At 35.9% G+C, this 22,951-nt stretch carries 23 protein-coding genes and 1 other annotated feature; of the genes, 5 read left to right on the plus strand and 18 right to left on the minus strand.

Features of this window, described 5'->3' with window-relative positions; translation table 11 throughout:
- From scpC to ACODS7_RS06255, 4 genes are all read right to left on the minus strand, one after another.
- Nucleotides 1–1,550, minus strand: a 1,550-nt coding sequence (scpC, locus tag ACODS7_RS06240; protein ID WP_488826310.1) for a succinyl-CoA:acetate CoA-transferase ScpC, incomplete at its 3' end; no start/stop codon positions are given.
- Nucleotides 1,551–1,677: 127 nt separating this feature from the next.
- Nucleotides 1,678–2,322, minus strand: a complete 645-nt coding sequence (locus ACODS7_RS06245; RefSeq protein ID WP_029441983.1) for a LytTR family DNA-binding domain-containing protein — start codon at nucleotides 2,320–2,322, stop codon at nucleotides 1,678–1,680.
- Between the two features lie 169 nt (nucleotides 2,323–2,491).
- Nucleotides 2,492–3,181, minus strand: coding sequence for a 5'-methylthioadenosine/adenosylhomocysteine nucleosidase (locus ACODS7_RS06250; RefSeq protein WP_098138279.1), 690 nt, complete (start codon nucleotides 3,179–3,181; stop codon nucleotides 2,492–2,494).
- A gap of 154 nt (nucleotides 3,182–3,335) precedes the next feature.
- A complete protein-coding gene (locus tag ACODS7_RS06255; RefSeq protein ID WP_098628950.1) occupies nucleotides 3,336–4,259 on the minus strand; it encodes an alpha/beta hydrolase in 924 nt (307 codons plus the stop codon).
- Nucleotides 4,260–4,464: 205 nt separating this feature from the next.
- Between ACODS7_RS06255 and ACODS7_RS06260 the strand changes: the two genes are divergently transcribed.
- Nucleotides 4,465–5,226, plus strand: a complete 762-nt coding sequence (locus tag ACODS7_RS06260; RefSeq protein ID WP_043936845.1) for a DODA-type extradiol aromatic ring-opening family dioxygenase — start codon at nucleotides 4,465–4,467, stop codon at nucleotides 5,224–5,226.
- Nucleotides 5,227–5,279: 53 nt separating this feature from the next.
- Here the strand turns inward: ACODS7_RS06260 and ACODS7_RS06265 are convergent, their stop codons facing one another.
- The 3 genes from ACODS7_RS06265 to ACODS7_RS06275 all read right to left on the minus strand — a co-directional run bounded on the left by ACODS7_RS06265 (nucleotide 5,280) and on the right by ACODS7_RS06275 (nucleotide 8,257).
- Complete coding sequence (locus ACODS7_RS06265) at nucleotides 5,280–6,494, minus strand: multidrug efflux MFS transporter (RefSeq protein ID WP_048565308.1); 1,215 nt, start codon at nucleotides 6,492–6,494, stop codon at nucleotides 5,280–5,282.
- A gap of 167 nt (nucleotides 6,495–6,661) precedes the next feature.
- Nucleotides 6,662–7,522, minus strand: coding sequence for a GNAT family N-acetyltransferase (locus tag ACODS7_RS06270; RefSeq protein WP_029441980.1), 861 nt, complete (start codon nucleotides 7,520–7,522; stop codon nucleotides 6,662–6,664).
- A gap of 18 nt (nucleotides 7,523–7,540) precedes the next feature.
- Nucleotides 7,541–8,257 (minus strand): DUF554 domain-containing protein, encoded by a 717-nt coding sequence (locus ACODS7_RS06275; RefSeq protein WP_098628951.1) that lies wholly within the window; start codon nucleotides 8,255–8,257, stop codon nucleotides 7,541–7,543.
- Between the two features lie 203 nt (nucleotides 8,258–8,460).
- Here ACODS7_RS06275 and ACODS7_RS06280 point away from each other — a divergent pair, with 203 nt between their 5' ends.
- On the plus strand, nucleotides 8,461–9,564 hold the full coding sequence (locus tag ACODS7_RS06280) for a CapA family protein (protein ID WP_000854536.1): 1,104 nt from the start codon (nucleotides 8,461–8,463) through the stop codon (nucleotides 9,562–9,564).
- Nucleotides 9,565–9,616: 52 nt separating this feature from the next.
- Nucleotides 9,617–9,844, plus strand: a complete 228-nt coding sequence (locus tag ACODS7_RS06285; protein WP_000910605.1) for a hypothetical protein — start codon at nucleotides 9,617–9,619, stop codon at nucleotides 9,842–9,844.
- A gap of 80 nt (nucleotides 9,845–9,924) precedes the next feature.
- On the opposite strand, the gene ilvA is transcribed toward ACODS7_RS06285, so the two are convergent.
- Genes ilvA through ilvE form a run of 6 tightly spaced genes read right to left on the minus strand, consistent with a single transcriptional unit; the run spans nucleotide 9,925 to nucleotide 16,825 of the window.
- Nucleotides 9,925–11,187 carry a threonine ammonia-lyase IlvA gene (gene ilvA / locus ACODS7_RS06290; RefSeq protein ID WP_029441978.1) on the minus strand — a complete coding sequence of 421 codons (1,263 nt, stop codon included), beginning with the start codon at nucleotides 11,185–11,187 and terminating at the stop codon, nucleotides 9,925–9,927.
- A gap of 31 nt (nucleotides 11,188–11,218) precedes the next feature.
- A complete protein-coding gene (gene ilvD / locus ACODS7_RS06295; protein WP_001255814.1) occupies nucleotides 11,219–12,892 on the minus strand; it encodes a dihydroxy-acid dehydratase in 1,674 nt (557 codons plus the stop codon).
- 46 nt (nucleotides 12,893–12,938) lie between these two features.
- On the minus strand, nucleotides 12,939–13,946 hold the full coding sequence (gene ilvC, locus ACODS7_RS06300) for a ketol-acid reductoisomerase (RefSeq protein ID WP_053564771.1): 1,008 nt from the start codon (nucleotides 13,944–13,946) through the stop codon (nucleotides 12,939–12,941).
- A 14-nt stretch (nucleotides 13,947–13,960) separates the two neighbouring features.
- Complete coding sequence (locus ACODS7_RS06305; RefSeq protein ID WP_016082082.1) at nucleotides 13,961–14,191, minus strand: ACT domain-containing protein; 231 nt, start codon at nucleotides 14,189–14,191, stop codon at nucleotides 13,961–13,963.
- On the minus strand, nucleotides 14,188–15,903 hold the full coding sequence (gene ilvB / locus ACODS7_RS06310; RefSeq protein WP_243168811.1) for an acetolactate synthase large subunit: 1,716 nt from the start codon (nucleotides 15,901–15,903) through the stop codon (nucleotides 14,188–14,190). Before ilvB ends, ACODS7_RS06305 begins: the two co-directional genes overlap by 4 nt.
- Before the next feature lie 22 nt (nucleotides 15,904–15,925).
- Complete coding sequence (gene ilvE, locus ACODS7_RS06315) at nucleotides 15,926–16,825, minus strand: branched-chain-amino-acid transaminase (RefSeq protein ID WP_098628952.1); 900 nt, start codon at nucleotides 16,823–16,825, stop codon at nucleotides 15,926–15,928.
- Nucleotides 16,826–16,976: 151 nt separating this feature from the next.
- Nucleotides 16,977–17,216, minus strand: a binding site (T-box leader).
- 545 nt (nucleotides 17,217–17,761) lie between these two features.
- Here ilvE and ACODS7_RS06320 point away from each other — a divergent pair.
- Nucleotides 17,762–18,520, plus strand: a complete 759-nt coding sequence (locus tag ACODS7_RS06320; protein WP_000911802.1) for an SDR family oxidoreductase — start codon at nucleotides 17,762–17,764, stop codon at nucleotides 18,518–18,520.
- Between the two features lie 90 nt (nucleotides 18,521–18,610).
- Nucleotides 18,611–19,147 (plus strand): peptide-methionine (S)-S-oxide reductase MsrA, encoded by a 537-nt coding sequence (msrA, locus tag ACODS7_RS06325; RefSeq protein ID WP_001291883.1) that lies wholly within the window; start codon nucleotides 18,611–18,613, stop codon nucleotides 19,145–19,147.
- Between the two features lie 163 nt (nucleotides 19,148–19,310).
- Here msrA and ACODS7_RS06330 read toward each other — a convergent pair whose 3' ends face one another.
- From ACODS7_RS06330 to ACODS7_RS06350, 5 genes are all read right to left on the minus strand, one after another.
- Nucleotides 19,311–19,511, minus strand: coding sequence for a hypothetical protein (locus ACODS7_RS06330; protein WP_000919314.1), 201 nt, complete (start codon nucleotides 19,509–19,511; stop codon nucleotides 19,311–19,313).
- A 225-nt stretch (nucleotides 19,512–19,736) separates the two neighbouring features.
- Nucleotides 19,737–20,624 (minus strand): RCC1 domain-containing protein, encoded by an 888-nt coding sequence (locus tag ACODS7_RS06335; protein ID WP_098628953.1) that lies wholly within the window; start codon nucleotides 20,622–20,624, stop codon nucleotides 19,737–19,739.
- Nucleotides 20,625–20,766: 142 nt separating this feature from the next.
- Nucleotides 20,767–21,408 (minus strand): FusB/FusC family EF-G-binding protein, encoded by a 642-nt coding sequence (locus tag ACODS7_RS06340; RefSeq protein ID WP_000387074.1) that lies wholly within the window; start codon nucleotides 21,406–21,408, stop codon nucleotides 20,767–20,769.
- A 110-nt stretch (nucleotides 21,409–21,518) separates the two neighbouring features.
- Nucleotides 21,519–22,205: a DUF421 domain-containing protein gene (locus ACODS7_RS06345; RefSeq protein ID WP_243168809.1), complete on the minus strand. Its 687-nt coding sequence runs from the start codon at nucleotides 22,203–22,205 to the stop codon at nucleotides 21,519–21,521.
- Between the two features lie 160 nt (nucleotides 22,206–22,365).
- Nucleotides 22,366–22,629, minus strand: coding sequence for a CD3324 family protein (locus ACODS7_RS06350; RefSeq protein ID WP_000878325.1), 264 nt, complete (start codon nucleotides 22,627–22,629; stop codon nucleotides 22,366–22,368).
- Nucleotides 22,630–22,951: the final 322 nt, after the last annotated feature.

Here is a 22,951-nt window from a genome sequence, read left to right on the forward strand (position 1 = left end):
AGAAAAACTGCACCTCCAATTGTTAGACTGTGTCTAACAATTGGGGTGCAGTTCACTGCAAGCATTGTTCCATTTTTAGCATAATTCGTATGCCAAGAAAAAGCTTTTTCTAAAATATGAGGAGTTTGTCCACCTCTTGTTTTTGCTTCTTCGTAATAAGCACGTAGTTGATCACGATACATTGGATGTGCGCAATTCTCAATAATAAGTTCCACTCTTTCTCTTGGCGCAAGCCCTCTTAAGTCAGCATACCCCTGTTCAGTGACGATAACATCTACATCATGTTCTGTATGATCTACATGTGAAACGAAAGGAACGATGCTTGAAATGTTCCCACCCTTCGCAATCGATTTAGTAACAAAGATAGCTAGGCGTGCATTTCTTGCAAAATCGCCAGACCCACCAATACCATTCATCATTTTTGTACCTAAAACGTGAGTAGAGTTAACATTTCCGTATATATCTAATTCTAATGCAGTATTAATTGAGATTAATCCAAGGCGACGAATAATTTCAGGATGATTGGAAATCTCTTGTGGACGCATCATTAATTTGTCACGATATTTTTCAAAGTTAGAAAATACTTGTTGCATTTTCTCTTCAGAAAGCGTGATAGAACAACAAGAAGCAAAATTGACTTTTCCAGCATCCATAAGATCAAAAACTGCATCTTGTAAAACCTCGGAATATACTTCTAAATCTTCAAATTCTAAATCTAACATTCCATGCAATACGGCGTTAGCCACTGAACCAATTCCTGATTGTAACGGCGCTAAACGATTTGTTAATCGGCCTACTTTGACTTCTTCTCGAAGGAATTCTATTAAATGCTGTGCCATAATAACAGTTTCTTCATCCGGAGGAACAATTGTCGATGGCGAATCCAATTGATTCGTAAACACAATTCCCTTTACTTTTTCAGGATCAATTGGAATACCGATTGTTCCAATTCGGTCATCCGTTTTCACAAGCGGAATTGGAAGCCTCTCTCCTTGTTTACCTGGTTCATATAGATCATGTAGCCCCTCTAATTGCGCGGATTGAGCCATATTCATTTCAATAATAATAGACTTAGCATTTAAGGAAAACGCTAAGGAATTTCCAATTGAAGTGGTTGGAATAATCATTCCGTCCTCTGTAATCGCAACCGCTTCCAAAATAGCGAAATCTATATCTAGAACGTCAGCACGAAGTAACTCTGCTGTATGAGATAAGTGCTGATCTACAAATAAAAAGTCTCCGTTATTAATTCCTTTTCGCATTGTCGCATCAGCTTGGAAAGGCAATCGTTTCCCTAAAATTCCTGCCTCAGCAAATAATTTGTCTACATCCGAGCCTAAAGAAGCCCCAGTATAAACATTTACTTTAAAAGATTCATCATTCTTAACTCGGTTTACAAGCGCAAATGGGACTGCTTTCACATCACCTGCACGTGTAAACCCACTTAAGCCTAAAGTCATTCCACTTTGAATCCAGGAAGCTGCTTCTTCAGGTGTAACTACCCGATCTTTTAGACGTTGATCTCTGATTCTATCTAAATTGTTCTCCATATGTAATCCCTCTCTCATTGAATATTCATAATTATTTTACACATTAACACTATCAAAATAGGGATTTTAGTATACAATGCCGAAAATTCAGACAGAACAGCAAATCTAGGTTCTAAAGCAGAAAAATTTAGAATCCTAGAAGCTTACGGAAATAACTAGCGTATGATTGACTAACTGGTACCCTCTCACCATTATCCATCGAAAGTACAAAAGTAGAATGGGTATCAGGATAAATCGCTTTAATATGATTAACATTTACAATAAACGAACGGTGACATCTAATAAATGAATCTTTCGGAAGCAAGTATTCGAATTCTTGTAGAGAGTATTTATGTGTTCCTGATAACTCTTCTGAATTCACATACGTCTTTTTATCTTTAGCCTCTAAATACATAACCTTTGAAAAAGGAACCGGAATCCAGCCGTCTGTTGTTTTTAAAGTAACGACTGACTTTCCATCCGTTAAAGCTGGATAAATTGCCGTTACGCACCCTTCAAGCTTTCCATTGTTTGAAAATGGTACAGCCATTCCATGATAAGGAATACCAAAAACATCCCGATTAATAAACTCAGATGTTTTTTGATTCATCACCATCGATTTATGAGCAATCGTTCCTTCCTTTATAGGATCCCCGACACTAATCTTTAAATCAATTCGTTTACTTGGCCGGTAGTAAATATATTCTTTCGTATTCGAAACAGCAATTGAAATTTCATCTGAAAATAATTCACCAACAACATCTAGTAATAAACCTAACGTTCTATCTTCCATTCTATTAACACCTCATTCACTATTATACTACTATTATGAACGAGCATCTGTTGCTTTATAAAAAGTTTGATTTTAAGTTACTTTTAAAATTAGTTTTATTCACTATTACTTCGTTACTACAAAAAACCTCACTTCAGAAAAGTGAGGTTTCCTCTCATACAATATTTCTTTATTTTTTTAAAGACTCTAGTAACTTTTTAACAAAATAAATTGAATTATGCGAAGCAGATACACAATTATCTTCGAACACTTCTATGCCAGACGCTTCTTCTGTATCTGTTATTGATCTCACTGCTAAAAACGGAATCGTATTTGCATAGCAGACGTGGGCTATACTTGCAGTTTCCATATCTACACAAAGTGGATTGTATTTAGAGATTATTTCTGTACGACCACTCTCACTAATAAACGCTTCTCCAGTAACAACTTTTCCAAAATAAACATTTTGAGCGAATTGATTGTTCTCAACCACTTCTCTGCTTAATTCAAGCAGGTTTCTATCCGTTCTAAAATATACACTTTCCATCCAAGGATGATATTCAGTTAATATCCCTTCATCAACATCATGATATGCTATTTCTGTTGAAATTACTGTATCTCCAATTTCCAATACTTTGTCGATTGCTCCTGCAACACCTGTGACAATAATATGCGTTACATTGAATTTATCGATTAATATTTGAGTTGCAATAGCTGCATTAACTTTACATACACCACAATATAAGGCAACAACTTCTACATTCTCATATTTCCCACTGTGAAATGTTAACATCGCAAGATTCGTTATTTCCTTATTAGACATTTCTTCAATAAAAGGCGTAATTTCATCTTCTGATGGACCGATAATTCCAAATCTCATACATTCATCTCCTTACTTACACAGAGCTTGCTATCTGTTTAATTATATAGAATAAGATTTATTTTTTATTAAGTAAAGTGAATTTAAGAATTTATTGTCCCTATTTATGTATAATAAATAATCCCAAACTACAAACAGTTTGGGATTATCTTTCTCATTTATTATGCGCATCTAACCACGAAATTAAATCTTTAAATACTTCATCCTTATTTACTTCATGAAACATTTCATGTCTGCCATTTTCATATAAACGTAGCGTTACATCTTTCACGTCACATTTTTTATAGTTTTCATATACTTCCTTTACACCTTTCCCCATATCCCCAACAGGATCACGATCTCCTGAAAAAATATGTATTGGAAGGTTTTTCGGTGTTTTCTTGAACACTTCTAGTTTATTTACTTCTAATACACCAGAAAATAATTCTCGATAAAAACTCGTCGTACAAATGAATCCACATAACGGATCCGCAATATATTTATCAACTTGATTATTATCTGAAGATAACCAATCAAATTTTGTACGATTTGGTTTAAAATGTGAATTGAAGTTTCCGAAAGATAAAAAGTTTAGCATCGGACTTTTCGTTTTTTCCCCGCGTAATTTCATCTCAATTGTCGCTACTTTATGACCGATACTGCCTAAAAGCCCTGGATTTCCACCAGTTCCTGAAATAAGGAATCCATCATATAATTCACCTTTCAGTTGTACAGCACGTCTTGATAAAAAAGAGCCCATACTATGTCCAAGTAAAAATAACGGGCATGTCTGCTCTTTTCTTATTGTTTCTGATACAAAAATAACATCAGACACAGCCTTACTCCAACCTACATTTGGTTCAAAATGACCATAATCTTCTTCTCTTTTTACTGTTTTCCCATGCCCTTTATGATCATGTGCATAAACACCATACCCTGCTTTTAATAACGCAGCAATAAAGTCTGTATAAACACCTGCATGTTCTGTCATACCATGTGCAATTTGAATAATCCCTCGCGGATCTCCTTCTGGTAGCCACTTACGTAAATAAATTTCCGATCCATCCAATGCCGTAACGAAACTTTCCTGTACGTTCATTTCGTCAGCCCCCAACTCTATTATGTATATCAAAAAATGAATATCCATTCATTATTCTTATTATGTATTATATGCAATTGCTTTCATTATGACAAATGACTCGCTTTTCCAATTAGCTCAATAACTATTATGTTGACGAACTTAAAATAAAATTATATAGTTACTTACATAAAGTAACTTATTATATTTTTGGGAGGTTTCTAATATGATGCCATCATTATTTTTAGCACATGGATCACCGATGCTTGCTATTCAAGATACAGACTATACAAGGTTTTTAAAAAAACTTGGAGAAACATATAAACCGAAAGCGATTGTTATTTTCACTGCTCACTGGGAAAGTGAGGTATTAACAATTTCTTCATCAGATAACGAATATGAAACAATTTATGATTTTGGAGGTTTTCCTCCTGAGTTATACGAAATCAAATATCGTGCGAAAGGTTCTTCTTACATTGCATCTATGTTAGAAACAAAATTTAAAAACAAAGGTATTCCAGTCCATCATAATATGACGAGAGGTTTAGATCATGGCTCATGGACTCTTCTGCACCGCATGTATCCAGAAGCAAATATTCCTGTCATCCAAATTTCAGTCAATCCATTCCTTCCTGCAAAAGAGCAATTTAACATTGGAGAAGCACTTAAAGGACTTGGACAAGAAGATATTTTAATAATCGGTAGCGGTGTTACCGTTCATAACTTACGAGCTTTGAAATGGAATCAAACGACACCCGAACAATGGGCAATTGAATTTGATGATTGGATTATTAAACATATGCAGAATAACGATAAAGATGCATTGTTTAATTGGGAGAATAATGCCCCTCATGCACAATTAGCAGTACCAAGAGCAGAGCATTTTGTTCCTTTGTTTATTGCAATGGGAAGTGGCGAGAATAGCGGTGAAGTCATTCACCGTAGTTATGAGCTTGGTACATTAAGTTATCTCTGTCTTCAATTTTAAAGAAAAGGATGAAGCAATCGTTGCTTCATCCTTTTTCTTTTTCATTCACTTAGTTAACTAACTTCCAAATGTCGTTTCTCTGATACTTCTTCGTTCTTATTATGAAAATAAACCCAAATACACGCAATAAATAATAGTGATGATGTAGAGAGGAAAACATATTGGAAGCCTGCATGCGCTGCAATTTGTCCCCCGAGCACTGGACCAATCATATTTCCTAAAAACTGAAACGACTGATTATATCCAAATATTCGTCCCGTAACATGGGTTGGTGTATGTTGTTTTAGTAGAGTTTGTACGGAAGGCAATAATCCTGCTTGTGCGATACCTAATAAAAATCGAAGAATTAATAGTTGCCAAGCTGAGGTTACAAATGCTTGCGGGATAAAAATAATTCCTGCTGCAAATAACGCTACAACTAACGTTTTTTGAGGACCGATATGATCTGATAATCTTCCTAGTCTTGGTGCTGCCAAAATAACTGCTAATCCTGTCGCTGACATAACTGCTCCCGCAATTGTTTCAATATGTGCAGTATGAGGACCTACTAAATTTTTCACGTACAATGTAACAATGGGTTGAACTGACATATTAGCAAGTTGAATAATAAATGTTGTTACAAATAAACTAATAATTAAATGCTTCGCTGGGACCATCGTCCATACTTTTTTCGGCTGTGTTTTTTTTGCTTGAGCAGAGTGATTTTCTTCATGCAGGAAGAAAAAAACGATGAGAAAGGAAAGGAATAAAAAAGCTCCTGTAACAAGAAAGACATGACGCATTCCAATTAACTCAGACAAATAACCTCCAAGTAACGGGCCAAGTAACGAACCGCTCACACCACCAGTTGAAATTGTAGAAATTGCCCAACCTGAATGTTCTTTCGGAGTTTCTGCTGCAATAAATGTCATCGCCGTTGAAAGGAAACCAGATACTGCTCCCATCAAAAATCTTAGTGCGACTAGTTGATACACATCCGTTACAAACCCCATAAGCGTCATAATAATCGCCATACCAAGGCTCGCACGAATCAGCATCAATTTCCGTCCATGTATATCACCAAGCTTTCCCCATATTGGTGACACGATCGCACCCATTAAAAATGTTATACCAAATGCAAGTCCCGACCACTGTGCAATACTAGAAGTGCCGGTTACTCCTAATTCCTCAATATAAAAAGATAAAAAAGGAATTACTAAACTCATACCGGCTGCAGTGGTAAAACAACCTAGCCAACAAATCATCAAATTTCGTTTCCAGCTGGCCATTTTCACACCTTCTTTCTTTAGATACCCATTCTACACCCTTTCTTGTAAAAAGTTTAGTAATTTGCTTTATATGTAAGATTTACTACAAAACCCGCTATTTTCTAGTAAAAACCACTACATCTCTACATCATTTTCATAATAAAACCAACTCCCCTAAATGAAGTTGGTTAATTATTATCTATCGGTATTAAACGAGCATTACAATTTCTCTCGTAAAACTCAATGGGACCTGCTTGTCCAATAATCGCATATTCATATCCATCTTGCTTCATATTATATAAACAATGATGCAATAATTCTTTTCCTACACCTTTCACACGATTTTGTTTCGCTATGCCCATCGGACCAAACAATCCTTTCTTTCCTCTCACTACATCGTAACAGGCGAAACCAATTATTACTTCCTCCTGCTGTGCAATATAGATAGGTAACTTTTCGTTATATGTCCGAAATCCATAAACAACCGACTGTAACCACCGTTCACCAAATTCATCCGCTACAAATCGTGATAACTTATCAAAATCAGAAGGACTAGCTCTTCTTATATGACAAAATAATGTATTATAAATAGATTTAAAACGATTTAAATCTACCACTAAGTCTCTCGGGACAGCTGTAATACGTAATATATCTTCTTGCATTTGTGTATGTATAAATTCACCAATATCTGTATCTATACGAAATAATGCATACATAATATGTCCTTCATTAATTACTACTTGCTGAAAGCGTTCCATACGTTTCTTCGCTATTTGTAAAATTTCTATCGCTTTATAAGATAGTTTATATTGCCCTATTTTTTTATATTCTTGATTATGTAACTCGAATCGTTTTCGTAACGAAAGTTTTTCTAAAAAATCTGGACCCACTTTATGAAACAAATACATAAATAACTCAGCGCAAACTCCTGTACCTTCTTTACACATACCTATAAACAGATGGACCGGGTGAATTATGTTACACTCACTCTCTTTTGCTGCAATCTCCAATATTTTATGCACACGTTTTGTAAATTGAAATTCCTCCATATGTATTTCCATCCTCTACTAATTTACTAACAAACCGTAACCATAAATAATTGAAACAATTACACCCACTACCAATATACCTGGAAGTAAATTTGCCACCTTGATTTTAATAATACTAAGCAAGTTCAATCCAATAGCAGATATCATAATACCGCCCGTAGCCGTCATCTCCACTATAAATTGGTTCATTAATTCTTTCGGGACAAAACTATTAATTTGTGTTGCAAAAACTGCAATACCACCTTCATATAAAACAACTGGAATCGCCGAAAATACTACGCCAATTCCTAGAGTTGTCGTTAATATAATAGAAATAAATCCATCGATAATCGCCTTTGTAAATAAAATATCATGATTTCCGCGAATCCCACTGTCAAGTGCACCAAGTATCCCCATCGCGCCAATTGCAAAAATTAAAGTAGCTGTTACAAAACCTTCTGATATGCTACCTTTCCCTTTCGATCCAACTTTATTTTCTAGCCAATCCCCTAAATGTTTTAACTTTTCTTCTAATTGTAACCATTCTCCAATTACCGTACCAATCATTAAACTCAGTATGACAACAAGAAAGTTTTCACTTTTTAATGCCATTTGAAGCCCAAGCACAGTAACCGCTAAACCGATTGCGTGCATTATCGTCCCTTTCATACTTTCTGGAATCCTACTAAATAATTTACCAAGTAAAGTACCAAATATAATACAAATCCCATTTACAACTGCTCCTAATATAACCATTTCTCATTCTTCACCCTTCGAATTCTTTATTTCTATATTTTGGTTTATACATTGATTTACAGGTTATCTATATGTTAACTTAATATTGAGAATATTAACAAATGTTTTCCACTACATAACCCGCTATTTTTTGTAACTTTAATTACCTTTAATAGATTCAGTGTTAATTTAATTGCGGGATAATATTAAAAGGGAAGGTATATATGAAAACTTTACTAAAACGATTTTTGTTAATAGCCTTTTTCATTACACCGATTGTTTTATTAATCAATTACTCTTTTATTTCAAAAGCAAAAGACAAACCCGATTTGCAAAACAAATCTAGTAAAACCGCTTCAAAAAGCGAAAAGAAAATAGAAGACCAAGAAATCACACTCACCTTCTCTGGTGATACAATGTTTGATTGGCAATTACGTCCTATAATCGAAAAGAATGGGGCTGATTACCCATTCCAACATGTAAAAGAAGAAATAAAAAAAGCTGATATTTCTTTTGTGAATTTAGAGTCGGCATTTACAACGAAAGAAAAGAAAGCACCTGGGCAATTGTTTTGGATTAAAAGTGATCCATCTACACTACAAGCTATTAAAAACACTGGATATGACATCGTAAATATTGGGAATAACCACACACTTGATTATGGGCAAGATGGATTATTAGATACGATTTCTCACGTAGAAAAATTAAAGTTCCCTTACATTGGAGCCGGAAAAAATGCGAAAGATGCATATACAGCACGAGAAATGACCGTAAAAGGGAAAAAGTTCAAATTTCTTTCCTTCGTTCGATTTATGCCTGATTCTAATTGGGTAGCTGGTGAGAATAAACCTGGCGTTGCGAATGGCTATGATTTAAATCTTGTAACAAAAACAATTAAAGAACAAAAGAAAGATGCAGACTATTTAATCGTCTATATGCATTGGGGCGTTGAAAAATCAAATCGTCCGGTAGAATACCAAAAGCAATATGTACCTAAAATGGTTGAAGCAGGAGCTAACGCAATTGTCGGAAGCCATCCACATTGGTTACAAGGGTTTGAGTATTATAATAAAGTTCCTATCGCTTACTCATTAGGTAACTTTTTATTCCCGAGTTATGTGAATGGGAAAAGCGCTGAAACTGGCGTATTAACTTTAACTTTTAAAGGAAAGGATGTCCAAATGTCATTCAATCCTTATATCATTCGCAACAACCAAGTTTCCCCTGTAAATGAAGGAGAAAAGAAAAAAGCTCTTCAATATTTACAAACAATTTCAACTGATGTAGAAATTGATGATACAGGGAAAATAAAAAACAAACGAAACTAGACAGCTCAAGATCTATTTCTCTGTAATATACTTTACAGAATAGGTGATAAACATGCTGAAAGAGTTATTAGAAAATATAAACCTCTTAGAAAACATCTATAAAATGTCTATAGCAATCCTGCTTTTATGTTCCTTTTATTCTGTGAGACTATTAAAAAAAATAAAGCGAGAGAGAAATCTTACTCCCTTTGAATTTACAATGTATGTAATTATTCGCATTGCGATATTTTTTTGGTTAGCTAGCTTTATTCTTCTTGAATTTAATGAGTATCTAGTTTAACTATAAAAAAGATAGAACAAGCATTATTTTTCCCCGCTTGTATCTATCTTTTTTATTTGGGTGCTAACTCTTTCCTTCTATTAAATAAGTAAATCAAACAAAACAGGGTTTTTATTAAGCTCCATAAATTGAATATTATTTTCTTTAAAGCGAGTAATTAATTGCTCATAATCTTCTTTATGTTTTAATTCTACGCCGACTAATGCTGGACCATTTTCTTTATTATGTTTCTTAATATACTCAAAGCGCGTAATGTCATCTTCTGGTCCTAATCCTTTATCAAGAAATTCTCTTAGCGCACCTGAACGCTGCGGAAATTCAATGATGAAATAATGCTTTAACCCTTCATAAACGAGAGAACGTTCTTTCATTTCTTGCATTCTATCAATATCATTATTTCCACCACTTAGCGTACATACAACTGTTTTACCTTTTATTTCATCTCTATATAAATCAAGCGCTGCAATAGAGAGTGCACCAGCCGGTTCAGCTACAATCGCATTTTTCTTATACAGTTCTAAAATCGTCGTACAAACTTTCCCCTCTGGTACTAAAATAATATCGTCAATTACATCTTTACAAGTTTCAAATGTTAACTTTCCTACTTTTTTAACAGCTGCCCCATCAACAAAACTATCTATTTTCTCCAATGCGACATTTTCATTTTGAAGAAAAGCCTCTTTCATAGATGCAGCTCCCATTGGCTCTACACCAATAACCTTTGTAGTAGGACTAACACCTTTTACATATGTACCAACTCCTGATGCTAATCCACCACCGCCAATTGCTGTAAAGATATAATCAACTGATTTCTCCATATCATGCATAATTTCAACTGCCACTGTCCCTTGACCTGCAACGACATACGGATCATCAAACGGATGAACAAATGTCATCTTATTTTCTTCACAATAGCGCTGTGCTTCTTGGAAAGAGCTATCGAATGTATCACCAACTAATACAATCTCTGCGAAATCACCACCGAAAAATTGTACTTGTGATACTTTTTGTTTCGGTGTTGTTGTGGGCATAAATATTTTTGACGTAATCTTCAATAAATTACACGTATAAGCAACTCCTTGCGCATGATTACCAGCACTTGCGCAAACAACACCGTTTTGTAATTTTTCTTTCGGTAAGCTTTGAATTAAATTGTACGCACCACGAATTTTGAAAGAGCGAATTAATTGTAAGTCTTCTCGTTTTACATAAACGTCACAATCATATTTCTCAGATAAAACTGTATCACGTTGTAACGGTGTTTTAATAACGATATCTTTCAGGCAATTATGCGCCATTAAGATATCTTCAATTTTCACTCTCTCCTTTACCTTTTGCACCATTATATATCATCCTTATCTCTTTTAAATTGGCTCAATCAAAATGTGGGATTTTCAGAACAGCCCCTGTATTCGCCGATGTTACCATTTGTGCATAACGTCCAAGCCAGCCAGTTTTTACTTTCGGTTCTGGTCGTTTCCATTCTTTTTTACGCTTTTCTAATTCTTCATCACTCACTCTTACTTCTAGTAAGCGTTCTTCAACATCAATACATACAATATCCCCTTGTTCAAGAAGTGCAATCATCCCGCCAGCTGCTGCTTCTGGTGAAATATGTCCTACTGAAATTCCACGTGAAGCTCCAGAGAAACGTCCATCCGTTAATAATGCAACCTCAGCACCTAATCCCATTCCAGCAATTGCTGATGTTGGGGCTAACATTTCTGGCATACCAGGGCCACCTCTTGGTCCTTCATAACGAATGACAACTACATCTCCTTTTTTCACTTTCCCAAGCATAATGCCAGCAAGTGCCTCATCTTGTGAATTAAAAATAACGCAAGGCCCTTCAAAACGCTTTACCTCTGTTGCACCGCTTTTAATAACCGCTCCATCTTTAGCAAGATTTCCTTTTAATATACGTAAGCCCCCCTCTTCACTATGAGGGTTTTCGAGAGAGTGAATAACCTCCTTATCTTTAATCTCTGCCTCAGCAATATTTTCTCTTAATGTTTGCCCAGTAGCAGTGATTCGATCAAGATGAAGTACTCCTTCTTTCCGGCTCATCTCTTTCAAAATTGCACTAATCCCGCCCGCACGATCAATATCTTCCATATGCCAATTTGAGGCTGGACTTACTTTACATAAATGAGGTACACGTCTTGAAACTGCATCAATACGGTTCATATCATAATCTAGTCCTGCCTCTTGTGCGAGTGCTAGCGTATGTAATACTGTATTCGTTGATCCACCCATCGCCATATCAAGTGCAAAAGCATCGTCAATTGCTTCTTCTGTTACAATATCACGCGGCTTAATATCTCTTTCAATTAAAATTTTCAATTTCTCTGCTGCTTGTTTAATTAACTCTTCACGTCTTGGATCAATTGCTAAAATACTCCCGTTACCAGGAAGAGCTAAACCTAACACTTCACATAAACAATTCATAGAGTTCGCGGTAAACATACCCGAACAAGAGCCACAAGATGGACAGCCATGATCTTCAATATCTTTTAATTCTTCTTCTGAAATTTTCCCAGATTGATAAGCTCCTACCCCTTCAAAAACAGAGCTTAAATCAACAACTTCTCCTTTTGACGTTTTTCCAGCCGCCATCGGGCCGCCTGAAACAAACACAGTCGGAATGTTAATACGAAGTGCAGCCATCATCATACCTGGTGTAATTTTGTCACAGTTTGGGATACAAATCATGCCGTCAAACCAGTGTGCATTTACAACCGTTTCTACTGAATCTGCAATAATTTCACGACTCGGCAGAGAATAACGCATACCGATATGTCCCATCGCAATACCATCGTCAACTCCAATTGTATTGAATTCGAATGGTACCATACCTGCCGCGCGAACGGCTTCTTTTACAAGTTTCCCAAACTCGTTCAAGTGTTTATGCCCTGGAATAATTTCAATAAAAGAATTACAAATTGCTATGAAAGGTTTATCAAAATCTTCATCTTTCAAACCAGTTGCTTTTAATAAACTACGGTGCGGCGCTTTATCAAAACCTTTTTTAATCATGTCACTTCTCATCTTGTCAAATCCCCTCTTACATATTTTTCATTTATACTCTCTTACTCTATTTCTTTACTAATTCTTTCGGTGCATGAATCCAGCTCATCATTTCACGAAGCTCTGCTCCTACTTTTTCTAACTGATGATTTTGCTCTGCTTTTTTCATTGCATTATACGTCGGACGCCCTGCTTGATTTTCTAAAATCCATTTCTTCGCAAATTCACCTTGCTGAATTTCTGTAAGAACACGCTTCATTTCCTTCTTCGTTTCATCTGTAACAATTCTCGATCCTGTTACATAATCTCCAAACTCTGCCGTATCTGAAATAGAATGGCGCATAGTCGTTAATCCACCTTCGTACATTAAATCGACAATTAGCTTTAATTCATGCAAACATTCAAAGTATGCAATTTCAGGACGATACCCACCTTCCGTTAACGTTTCGAATCCAGCCTTCACAAGTGCAGTTACCCCGCCGCAAAGTACAGCTTGCTCTCCAAATAAGTCCGTTTCGGTTTCTTCTTGGAATGTCGTTTCAATTACCCCCGCACGTGTACACCCTACACCTTTTGCATACGCCAGTGCTACATGTAGCGCTGTTCCCGTCGCATCTTGATGCACTGCGACTAATGCTGGAACACCATTTCCTTCTTGAAATACACGGCGAACGAGATGACCTGGACTTTTTGGCGCGACCATCGCTACATCTACGTAACTTGGCGGATTAATTTGTCCGAAGTGAATGTTAAATCCATGCGAGAAAAGTAACATTTGTCCTTCACGAAGATTCTCTTCTACCTCTGCTTTATACACATAAGCTTGCTGTTCATCTGGCAATAACATTTGTACAACTTGTGCGGTTCGAACCGCTTCTGAAACAGACATTACTTCAAATCCATCCGCTTTCGCTACTTCATACGACTTACCAGGACGAACACCAACTACAACTTCTACACCAGAATCACGTAAATTTTGTGCTTGCGCATGACCTTGTGATCCATAACCAACTACTGCAACAGTTTTTCCTTGTAATAACTCTACATTTGCATCTTTTTCATAATATGTTTTCATATTCCATACACCCCTTATAATTTATTTACTTGCAGAACATCAATTAATTTTTTCAACTGACTAACAAGTAATATCGCTTCATTTTCAGTACAAACTGCTGTGAGTTTCATTTCAGAAACACCACTAGTATCTCTTTCGTTTAAATGTAAAGAAGAAATATAATAACCACGCCGAGCAAAAATCCCACTTATACGTAATAAGACGCTTGGCTCGTTATGAATAACGAGTGAAAAAGTATGACTCATTCTTCCCACCTCTTCATAAGCATTTCGTTATTCCCTTTGTTTGGCGGAACCATAGGAAATACGTTTTCACCTTCTTCTACACAAAAATCAACTACGACAGGACCTTCGTGAGCAAATGCTTCTAACATCACTTGTTTTGCCTCGGTTGAATTTGTTGCTCTTAATCCCTTTACTCCATAAGCTTCTGCTACTTTCACAAAATCTGGTGATCCAATTTTTGATTCTGACAAACGATTTTCATAAAACATTTCTTGCCATTGCCTTACCATCCCTAAAAATTTGTTATTTATGATAAATACTTTTACAGGGATGTTATTTTCAGCAATTGTTTGTAGTTCTTGAATGTTCATTTGAAAAGAAGCGTCACCTGCAATACAAATGACAAGTTCTTCTTTTTTAGCTAGCTGAGCACCAATTGCTGCTGGAAAACCAAACCCCATTGTTCCTAATCCTCCAGAGGTAAGGAACGTCCGAGGTTTTCTTGCTTTATAGAAGTGAGCAGCCCACATTTGATGCTGACCTACTTCTGTTGTGACAATCGCTTCACCATTCGTTAGTTCACTTACTAAGTTGATCACATGCTGTGGTTTTAACTCAGATTCTTTTTGCTTATAAGAAAGTGGATATTCTTCTTTCCATGTCTTTACTTTCTGAAGCCATTCGTCTGTTTGTGTATAAATAGACATATGTAACAGCATGTGTAACGCTTTTTTCACATCACCAACAATCGGATGCTCTACAGTTACATTTTTATGAAACTCAGAAGAATCAATATCAATATGTACTTTTTTCGAGTTCGGAGAAAAAAGTTCTAATTTTCCTGTTACACGATCATCGAAGCGAACACCTAATGCAAGTAGTAAATCACATTCTGTTACCGCCATATTAGCAGCGTATGTCCCATGCATACCAAGCATCCCTAGAAACAATGGATCATCCGGTGGATATGCACCAAGTCCCATTAAAGTTGAAACGACTGGAATACGGTTCTCCCTTGCGAATTCGAAAAGTTCATCGGATCCACCTGAATGAATGACACCTCCTCCAATATAAAGAAGTGGACGCTTAGATTTTGAAATTGCTTTAGCCACCTCTCTAAGTTTCATGCTGTCTGGTACAAGTTCTGGTTTGTACCCCGGAATATCAACTTCTTCATTAAAGAAACTGGTGACTTTTTCATTTTGAACATCTTTTGGAATATCAATTAATACTGGTCCCGGGCGCCCGCTTTTGGCGATGTAAAAAGCTTCTTGCACAATTCGTGATACATGATTCACATCACGAACTTGGTAATTATGCTTCGTAACAGGTGCTGCAATTCCGACAACATCCGCTTCTTGAAATCCATCTTTACCAATTAAAGGCGTTGCAACTTGCCCGGTAATGACAACTAAAGGAATCGAATCCATATAAGCGTCTGCTAAGCCCGTAACTAAATTTGTCGCCCCTGGGCCAGAGGTAGCAAAGACTACCCCGACCTTTCCAGAAGCTCTCGCATATCCTTCAGCCGCATGAATGGCAGCTTGTTCATGACGAGTTAAAACATGTTTCAAACCACTTTCGTATAAAGCATCGTATATTGGCAAGATTGCTCCGCCCGGATAGCCGAAAACGGTCGTTACACCTAATCTCTTTAAATATTGAATCACATGCCCCGCGCCTGTCATTTCTTCATACTGTAATTTCTCATACGCTGTATACTGCTGCTTCATTTCCATTAACTCCTCTCCTTATTTACGCTAAGCTTTCCGTCAGCCCGGGAACACGTACTCCTCTTTCTCTCGTTAATTTTTTAAATTCTTCGGTCAATTGTTTCGTTACACTTCCTGGTTTCCCATCTCCAATTTCTCTGGAATCAACTTTTACAACTGGAATTAACTCCGCTGCTGTTCCTGTTAAAAATACTTCATCCGCTACATATACATCATGGCGAGTGAACGGTCTTTCCTCACACGGAATACTCAGTCGCTCACATAGCTCGATAACACTATTTCTCGTAATACCTTTTAATGCTCCTAAATAGGATGGCGGGGTTAATACTTTTCCATCTTTCACAACGAAAACATTATCACCAGAACCTTCACAAACATATCCTTGTTGATTTAACATAAGAGCCTCTAACACTCCTGCTTGTGCTGCTTCAATTTTTACAAGTACGTTATTTAAATAATTCATTGACTTAATACGTGGATCTAACGCATCTGGCGTATTACGTCTTGATGCAACAGATACAACGCTTAGCCCATTATCATAAAATTCTTGTGGGAATAACTTTAATTGTTCTGCAATGATAATTACGCTCGGCTTCACACAACTTCTCGGATCGAGCCCTAAGTCACCTTTTCCTCTTGAGACAATTAAGCGAATGTAAGCATCAGCATATTCGTTTTTTTGGAGTGTATGTAAAACTGCTTCTTCCATTTCTTCTACCGTCATTGGAATTGTTAGTAAAATAGATTTCGCTGATTCATACAATCGTTTCACATGTTCTTTTAAACAAAATACATTTCCTCCGTAACTACGAATCCCTTCAAATACACCGTCTCCGTATAAAAAACCGTGATCATATACTGAAACAACTGCCTTTTCTTTTTCTACAAATTCCCCATTCATGTAAATGTACTGGTTTCCCATCTCACATCGCTCCTCTTTTTTTCTCTATTTTTTGCAATCTATTTCTACATCGATTGCTGAGATGAGTATTTTTAACAGAATATTCAGTATATAAATATTAAAAATATACTCGTCTCAACAATCGATTACTTACATACTTGTAGCAATCCATTGCTGAGACGAGGGAATCGTGGTACCACTCAGCTTCCTTATACTTCTCACGAAATATAAGCTCTGCAAGTCCAATTAGACTTTTGTTTTTCTATCGGGAACAACCCCGCTACTTTTTACTAGTTTTCAAAAGTAGTGCTCCAAGGTGATTTTCAATGAGTGCATTGTTACCACCCTCACAGCCTCGGGGCAGCTCTCTGAAACAATCTTTATCATTTACTCTCCTCTTCCACGCATTCTCTTATTCTATTTTTTAAAATAAAAACTCTCGCCTCAGCAATCAACTACTACAATTTAGTAGCTTTGATTGCTGAGGCGAGAGTTTCGCGTTACCACTCAGCTTCCTTATACTTCTCACGAAATATAAGCTTTGTAGGTCCAATCAGACCTCCGTCCTTTTACCGGAGACGATGCCGCCGCCCTCTACTCAGTTTCCCTTTCGCAAGCGATGCTCCGAGGCGATCTTCAATGATTCGATTGTTACTACCCTCACAGCCTTGGAGTAGCTCTCTGAAACGATCATAATCATCTACTTTCCTCTTCTTTGCATATACAACATATAAAGTTAGAAAATTCTTAATTAACTTTTATTTGTTACAAGTATTATAGGACGTTGTTCTTTTCCTTGTCAACATGTTTTTTCAAAAAAATCAAAATTCATTCTATTTATTTTTTCTCAAATCAAAATTGGAATGCATTACTTACATACACTCATATATTACTTAAGTATGTTTGCATTACTACATAAAGAAAAACTTATAAAGTTTATGAGGAGATGAGGAAACTATGTTAAAAGGGAAAGTAGCGTTAGTTACAGGAGCAAGCCGAGGAATTGGACGAGCGATCGCTAAACGTTTAGCAAATGACGGTGCATTGGTTGCTGTTCATTACGGTAATCGAAAAGATGACGCTGAAGAAACTGTTCATGAAATTCAATCAAATGGTGGCCAAGCTTTTTCTATCGGCGCAAATTTAGAATCCTTACACGGTGTAGAAAACCTTTATAAAGCTTTAGATACTGAATTACAAAAGCGCACTGGTGAAACACAATTTGATATTTTAATAAACAATGCTGGCATTGGTCCTGGTGCTTTTATTGAAGAAACGACTGAACAATTTTTTGATAGAATGTTTTCAGTAAATGCAAAAGCACCATTCTTTATCATTCAACAAGCACTGCCACGTTTACGTGACAATAGCCGAATTATTAATATTTCATCCGCTGCCACCCGCATTTCTTTACCTGATTTTGTTGCATATAGTATGACGAAAGGCGCTATTAATACAATGACTTTTACGCTAGCAAAACAGCTTGGAGCACGAGGAATAACGGTGAATGCAATACTTCCAGGATTTATTAAAACAGATATGAATGCAGAACTCTTGAGCGACCCGATGATGAAGCAGTACGCTACTACTATTTCCGCTTTCAATCGCTTAGGTGAAGTAGAAGACATTGCCGATACTGCTGCATTCCTTGCTTCTCCAGACAGCCGCTGGGTTACTGGACAATTAATTGATGTGAGCGGAGGATCTTGTTTATAAAAAACATATATTTTCAAATCTTTTTTATTGCGCAATAAAACAATTTATATAATACTATATAAAACATATACATTTAGGAGGATTACAGCAATGTCCGAAAAAACATACGAACTCGCAACCTTCGCAGGCGGTTGCTTTTGGTGCATGGTAAAACCATTTGATGAACTTCCTGGTATTCATAAAGTACTTTCTGGCTATGCAGGAGGTCATGTAGAAAACCCAACATATGAACAAGTAAAAGCTGGAACATCTGGACATTTAGAAGTTGTTCAAATTACATTCGATCCTTCTATTTTTCCTTATCAGAAATTACTAGACTTATATTGGCCACAAATCGATCCAACTGATGATGGCGGACAATTTTTTGACCGTGGTCCATCTTATCGTACCGCTATTTTTTATCATAACGAAACACAAAAAGGGCTTGCTGAAAAATCAAAACAAGCTCTTGCAGAAAGCGGTATGTTTAAAGATCCAATCGTGACTGAAATTCGTCCTGCTGCACCTTTTTACGAAGCAGAGGAATACCACCAACATTTCTATAAAAAGAATCCAGAGAAATATGCTACTGAGCAAAAGGAATCTGGTCGTGAAGACTTTATAAAAGAAAATTGGCAAAAGAAATAATAAAAACGCATCGTGCTTTTTGAGTACGATGCGTTTTTATTTTTGATAAAAGTACCATACAATTAATAGAACAATTGCTGTTAGTGACCAAAGTACTATCTCGTTTTTCACTCTATTCTTTTTCTTAGTCATTTCATTCCCTCCTAATAACTATTAAACATATTCAATTTTTTCTTTGTTTAATTGTCCATCTTATATACGTGAATACATCCTTACAAATTCTAATAGCAAGACCACCAATAATTCCGATTGCAATGGAAATTACTAGCATCTGTCCAAAACTAAAAGAATTTGTGTACATTATGTAGAGAACGATACATATAAGTAAAACATCCGGTAAAGAAAGTAAAAACCTTTTAAGCATTCCTTTATCTCCTCTATACTTTTTAATTTATATCTTCTACTGTAATTTTGAAATAAAATTTGTTCAAAAATTCCATTTACACCCTCATTTTATGAAAAATAATAAGAATCCCTTTTCAAAAGAGATTCTTATTCAGCAGATTTAAGTTTAATTATTTTCTACATATCCTATTCCATAATTACTCCTAAAATAGAATAATATTACTAATGATTTATTGTAAATTGACTATTTGCCAGGAGACCGAATGTCGCGCCAGCTACCTACATCGCATTGGCCAAATTCATTATTACCTACCGCGATCACCGTGCCGTCTGATTTTAGTCCGACTGTATGTGCACAACCAGCCGCTATCGCTACAATATCTCTCCAATCACTTACGTTACATTGACCATACTCATTCCAACCCACTGCCACCACGGTACCGTTTGATTTAAGTCCGATTGTATGATTCGTACCAGCCGCTATTGCTACAATATCTCGCCAGCCACTTACATCACACTGGTTATGTTTATCATTCCCCACTGCTGTTACCGTACCGTCTCGTTTAAGACCAACAGTATGAAGATACCCAGCCTTGACCGCTACAATACCTCGCCAGCTACTTACATTGCATTGACCATATCGATTATTCCCCACAGTCGTCAATGTGCCGTCCAATTTAAGACCGACTGTATGCCAGTCACCCGCTGTGACTGCCACAATACCTTGCCAACTGCTTACATTGCATTCTCCTTCTTTATTTCGGCCCACCGCTACTACCGTGCCATCCGATTTCAGGCCAATAGTACGACGCCACCCTGCCGCAACCGCTACAATATTATGCCAATCGTTTACATCACATTGTTCATGCTTATTCCAACCCACTGCTACCGCAGTACTGTCACATGTAAGACCGATTGTATGAGCATTACCCGTGTTCGTTGCCATATGAACATTGCCCACTGCGACTGCTTCAATATCTCGCCAGCCACTTACATTACATTCCCCTTCTTTATTCCGGCCCACCGCTACTACCGTGCCATCCGATTTCAGGCCAACTGTATGACAACGCCCCGCCGCTATCATATCTTTGGGCCATCGCTTCACTTTTTCTTTCAATAAAAGGTAATCCATGTTTTACCTCCTTGCATATAAGCAACTGTATCATAATAGATATTTTTATCAAATTTCATTATAAATCTACATTTACAAAGAAAGCTTATTTTACTTCTTCAAAAAATAAAAACCTCCAGTTTAAATACTAGAGGTTTTCTCGTTATTTCTTCAAGCGTTCAATAAAATCGTTCAATTTATCTAGCGATTTCATATTCTGATTGCAAGCTACACCATCTTTGCAAATGTAGTTTCCCTTTTTAACGAAAGTTCCTGGTACATCTCCTTTAATTTCAACTAAAAACATTCCTACTTCTTCATGTCCATGACATAACGAACAAATGCTTTTTTTATTTAAACTTTGGAACGTTCCTTGCAGACCAACAAATTTATTTTTATCATTTTTCGCTATAATAAATTTCCTGCTTGACCCCTTATCAATCCAGCTTAAATAAGATATTTCTTTCATATCCATTTCTTCCATATCAGGAAGTTTTAACTTTTTCGCTTTAGGAAATAATTTTTTTAATGTTTGTGCTGTAACTTCTTGAAACGGAATTACATACGGATTTATTTTCATTAAAAATGATTCTGCATCCTCTCTATTTTGAACTGTTAATACCGTATCAATTAACTCTTTCTGTTCATCCGTTAAATTCTCAAATACATGTATTATCTTTTCAATCGCAAGCGATTTTAACGCTTGAATTACACCTCTATCATTTGCCGTTGCATGCCCGTTTGCTAAAATATAAGCTTGTGATTTTATAAAATTATATTGATCACTTCTAATAAACGCTTCCATCTTTATCACTCCATACAAATTGTTGATCTAGTTTTATTGTATACAATGATTACGTTTTTTGATATGTAAAAGATAACTTAGAAACAAACATTACATATATCACTTATTCTCTACCGCTGCATTTCCTGACAAAAGAAGCCATCATCTGTTTTCCATTCCGCATATAATACGTCTTCAAATTTAGTAATTCCTTTTTGCTTTATTTGTTTATAAAGCCATCCTTCATCAAATCCCGCTTCCCTCAAATTATCCTTAACTACTTTTCCATCACTAATTAATGAAATTGGTAAGTATACAGGCTTATGTTTTAAACTTAAATCATTTATAGTAGGAGATTCGTATTTACTTTTTTTCAGAACGCTTATGTTTCCGTTCGGTTCCAATATCATATATTCAACTTCTCGGATTGAAAATATATCTTTTTGTTGCCTAAGCATTTGTTGTAATTGGTTTATATCCAAATGATTTACGCTTAATTGTTCACGATCAATCTTTCCGTTACAAATAATAATTGAAGGATACCCTTCAAAAAACCTTCTTGTTGCTCTTACTTTTTGTGTTATCACTTCTATAATATAAATTAAAATTACCCAAACAAATACTGAATATAAAATAGACCATACTTTAATTTTAGGATCATATATTGAATTTCCAACGAGCTCACCTAGGACGATTGCAGAAATAAAATCAAATGGCGTTAGCTGAGATATTTGTGTTTTCCCTAATATTTTTGTAGCAATTAATAGAACAAAAAAACCAACTAAAAGCTCTATCGTTATTTGTCCAATATGATTCATATATGTTCACCTTTCTACTTTTCAAGTGCTCTGTATACCATTTAATAAAAAAACGGCACATTTTTTCTATTATCATGCCCGTTCACACCTCATATATCCAATACACATAAAACAAAAAGAGTCTGATTCAAAGTAATATATGAATCAGACTCTTTTCCTCTTATTTAGAATACACAATCTTTTTAATCGTTTCCCCAGAAAGAAAATATTCTTCTGCAAGTTGATGAATAGCAATCCCACTTTTAAACGCTTCTTTAATTGCTTTATTTCTTTCATCTAGTTGTTTTCTTCCGCCAGATCGTGTACCCCATTTATAATGTTTCGTTTCTTGTTTCGGAATGTAAATTGTTTCACCTTGTATATACTTTTGAATTTCAGTAATTAAACTCTCTGGTAAAACAGCATTAGCTTTTACGTATTTCATTTCTGCTCGCCCCTTATTTTTTATGGTTCATTTCAATAAGGTGCAAAGCCAAATATAAAAAATGATACGAGCTCATATAGGCGATTGTATATTACTTGTCTACCTCACGCAAAGTATCGCCATTTCTATACTTGGCTTTGCATGAGACGTTGCAGTGTCTGGCAATTGAATTATAATCGCCATATAAACACCTCCTAATATACCTTTTGCATTTTATTATATGATAAAATCCCTCTCCTTGCATCTTCATACTTTTTCAGCAATAAATAATTAATTTTGATATAATACTTTTTATTGAATCAAAAATCATTGTGAGGTTACG

This window comes from Bacillus sp. FG16, from assembly GCF_057809515.1.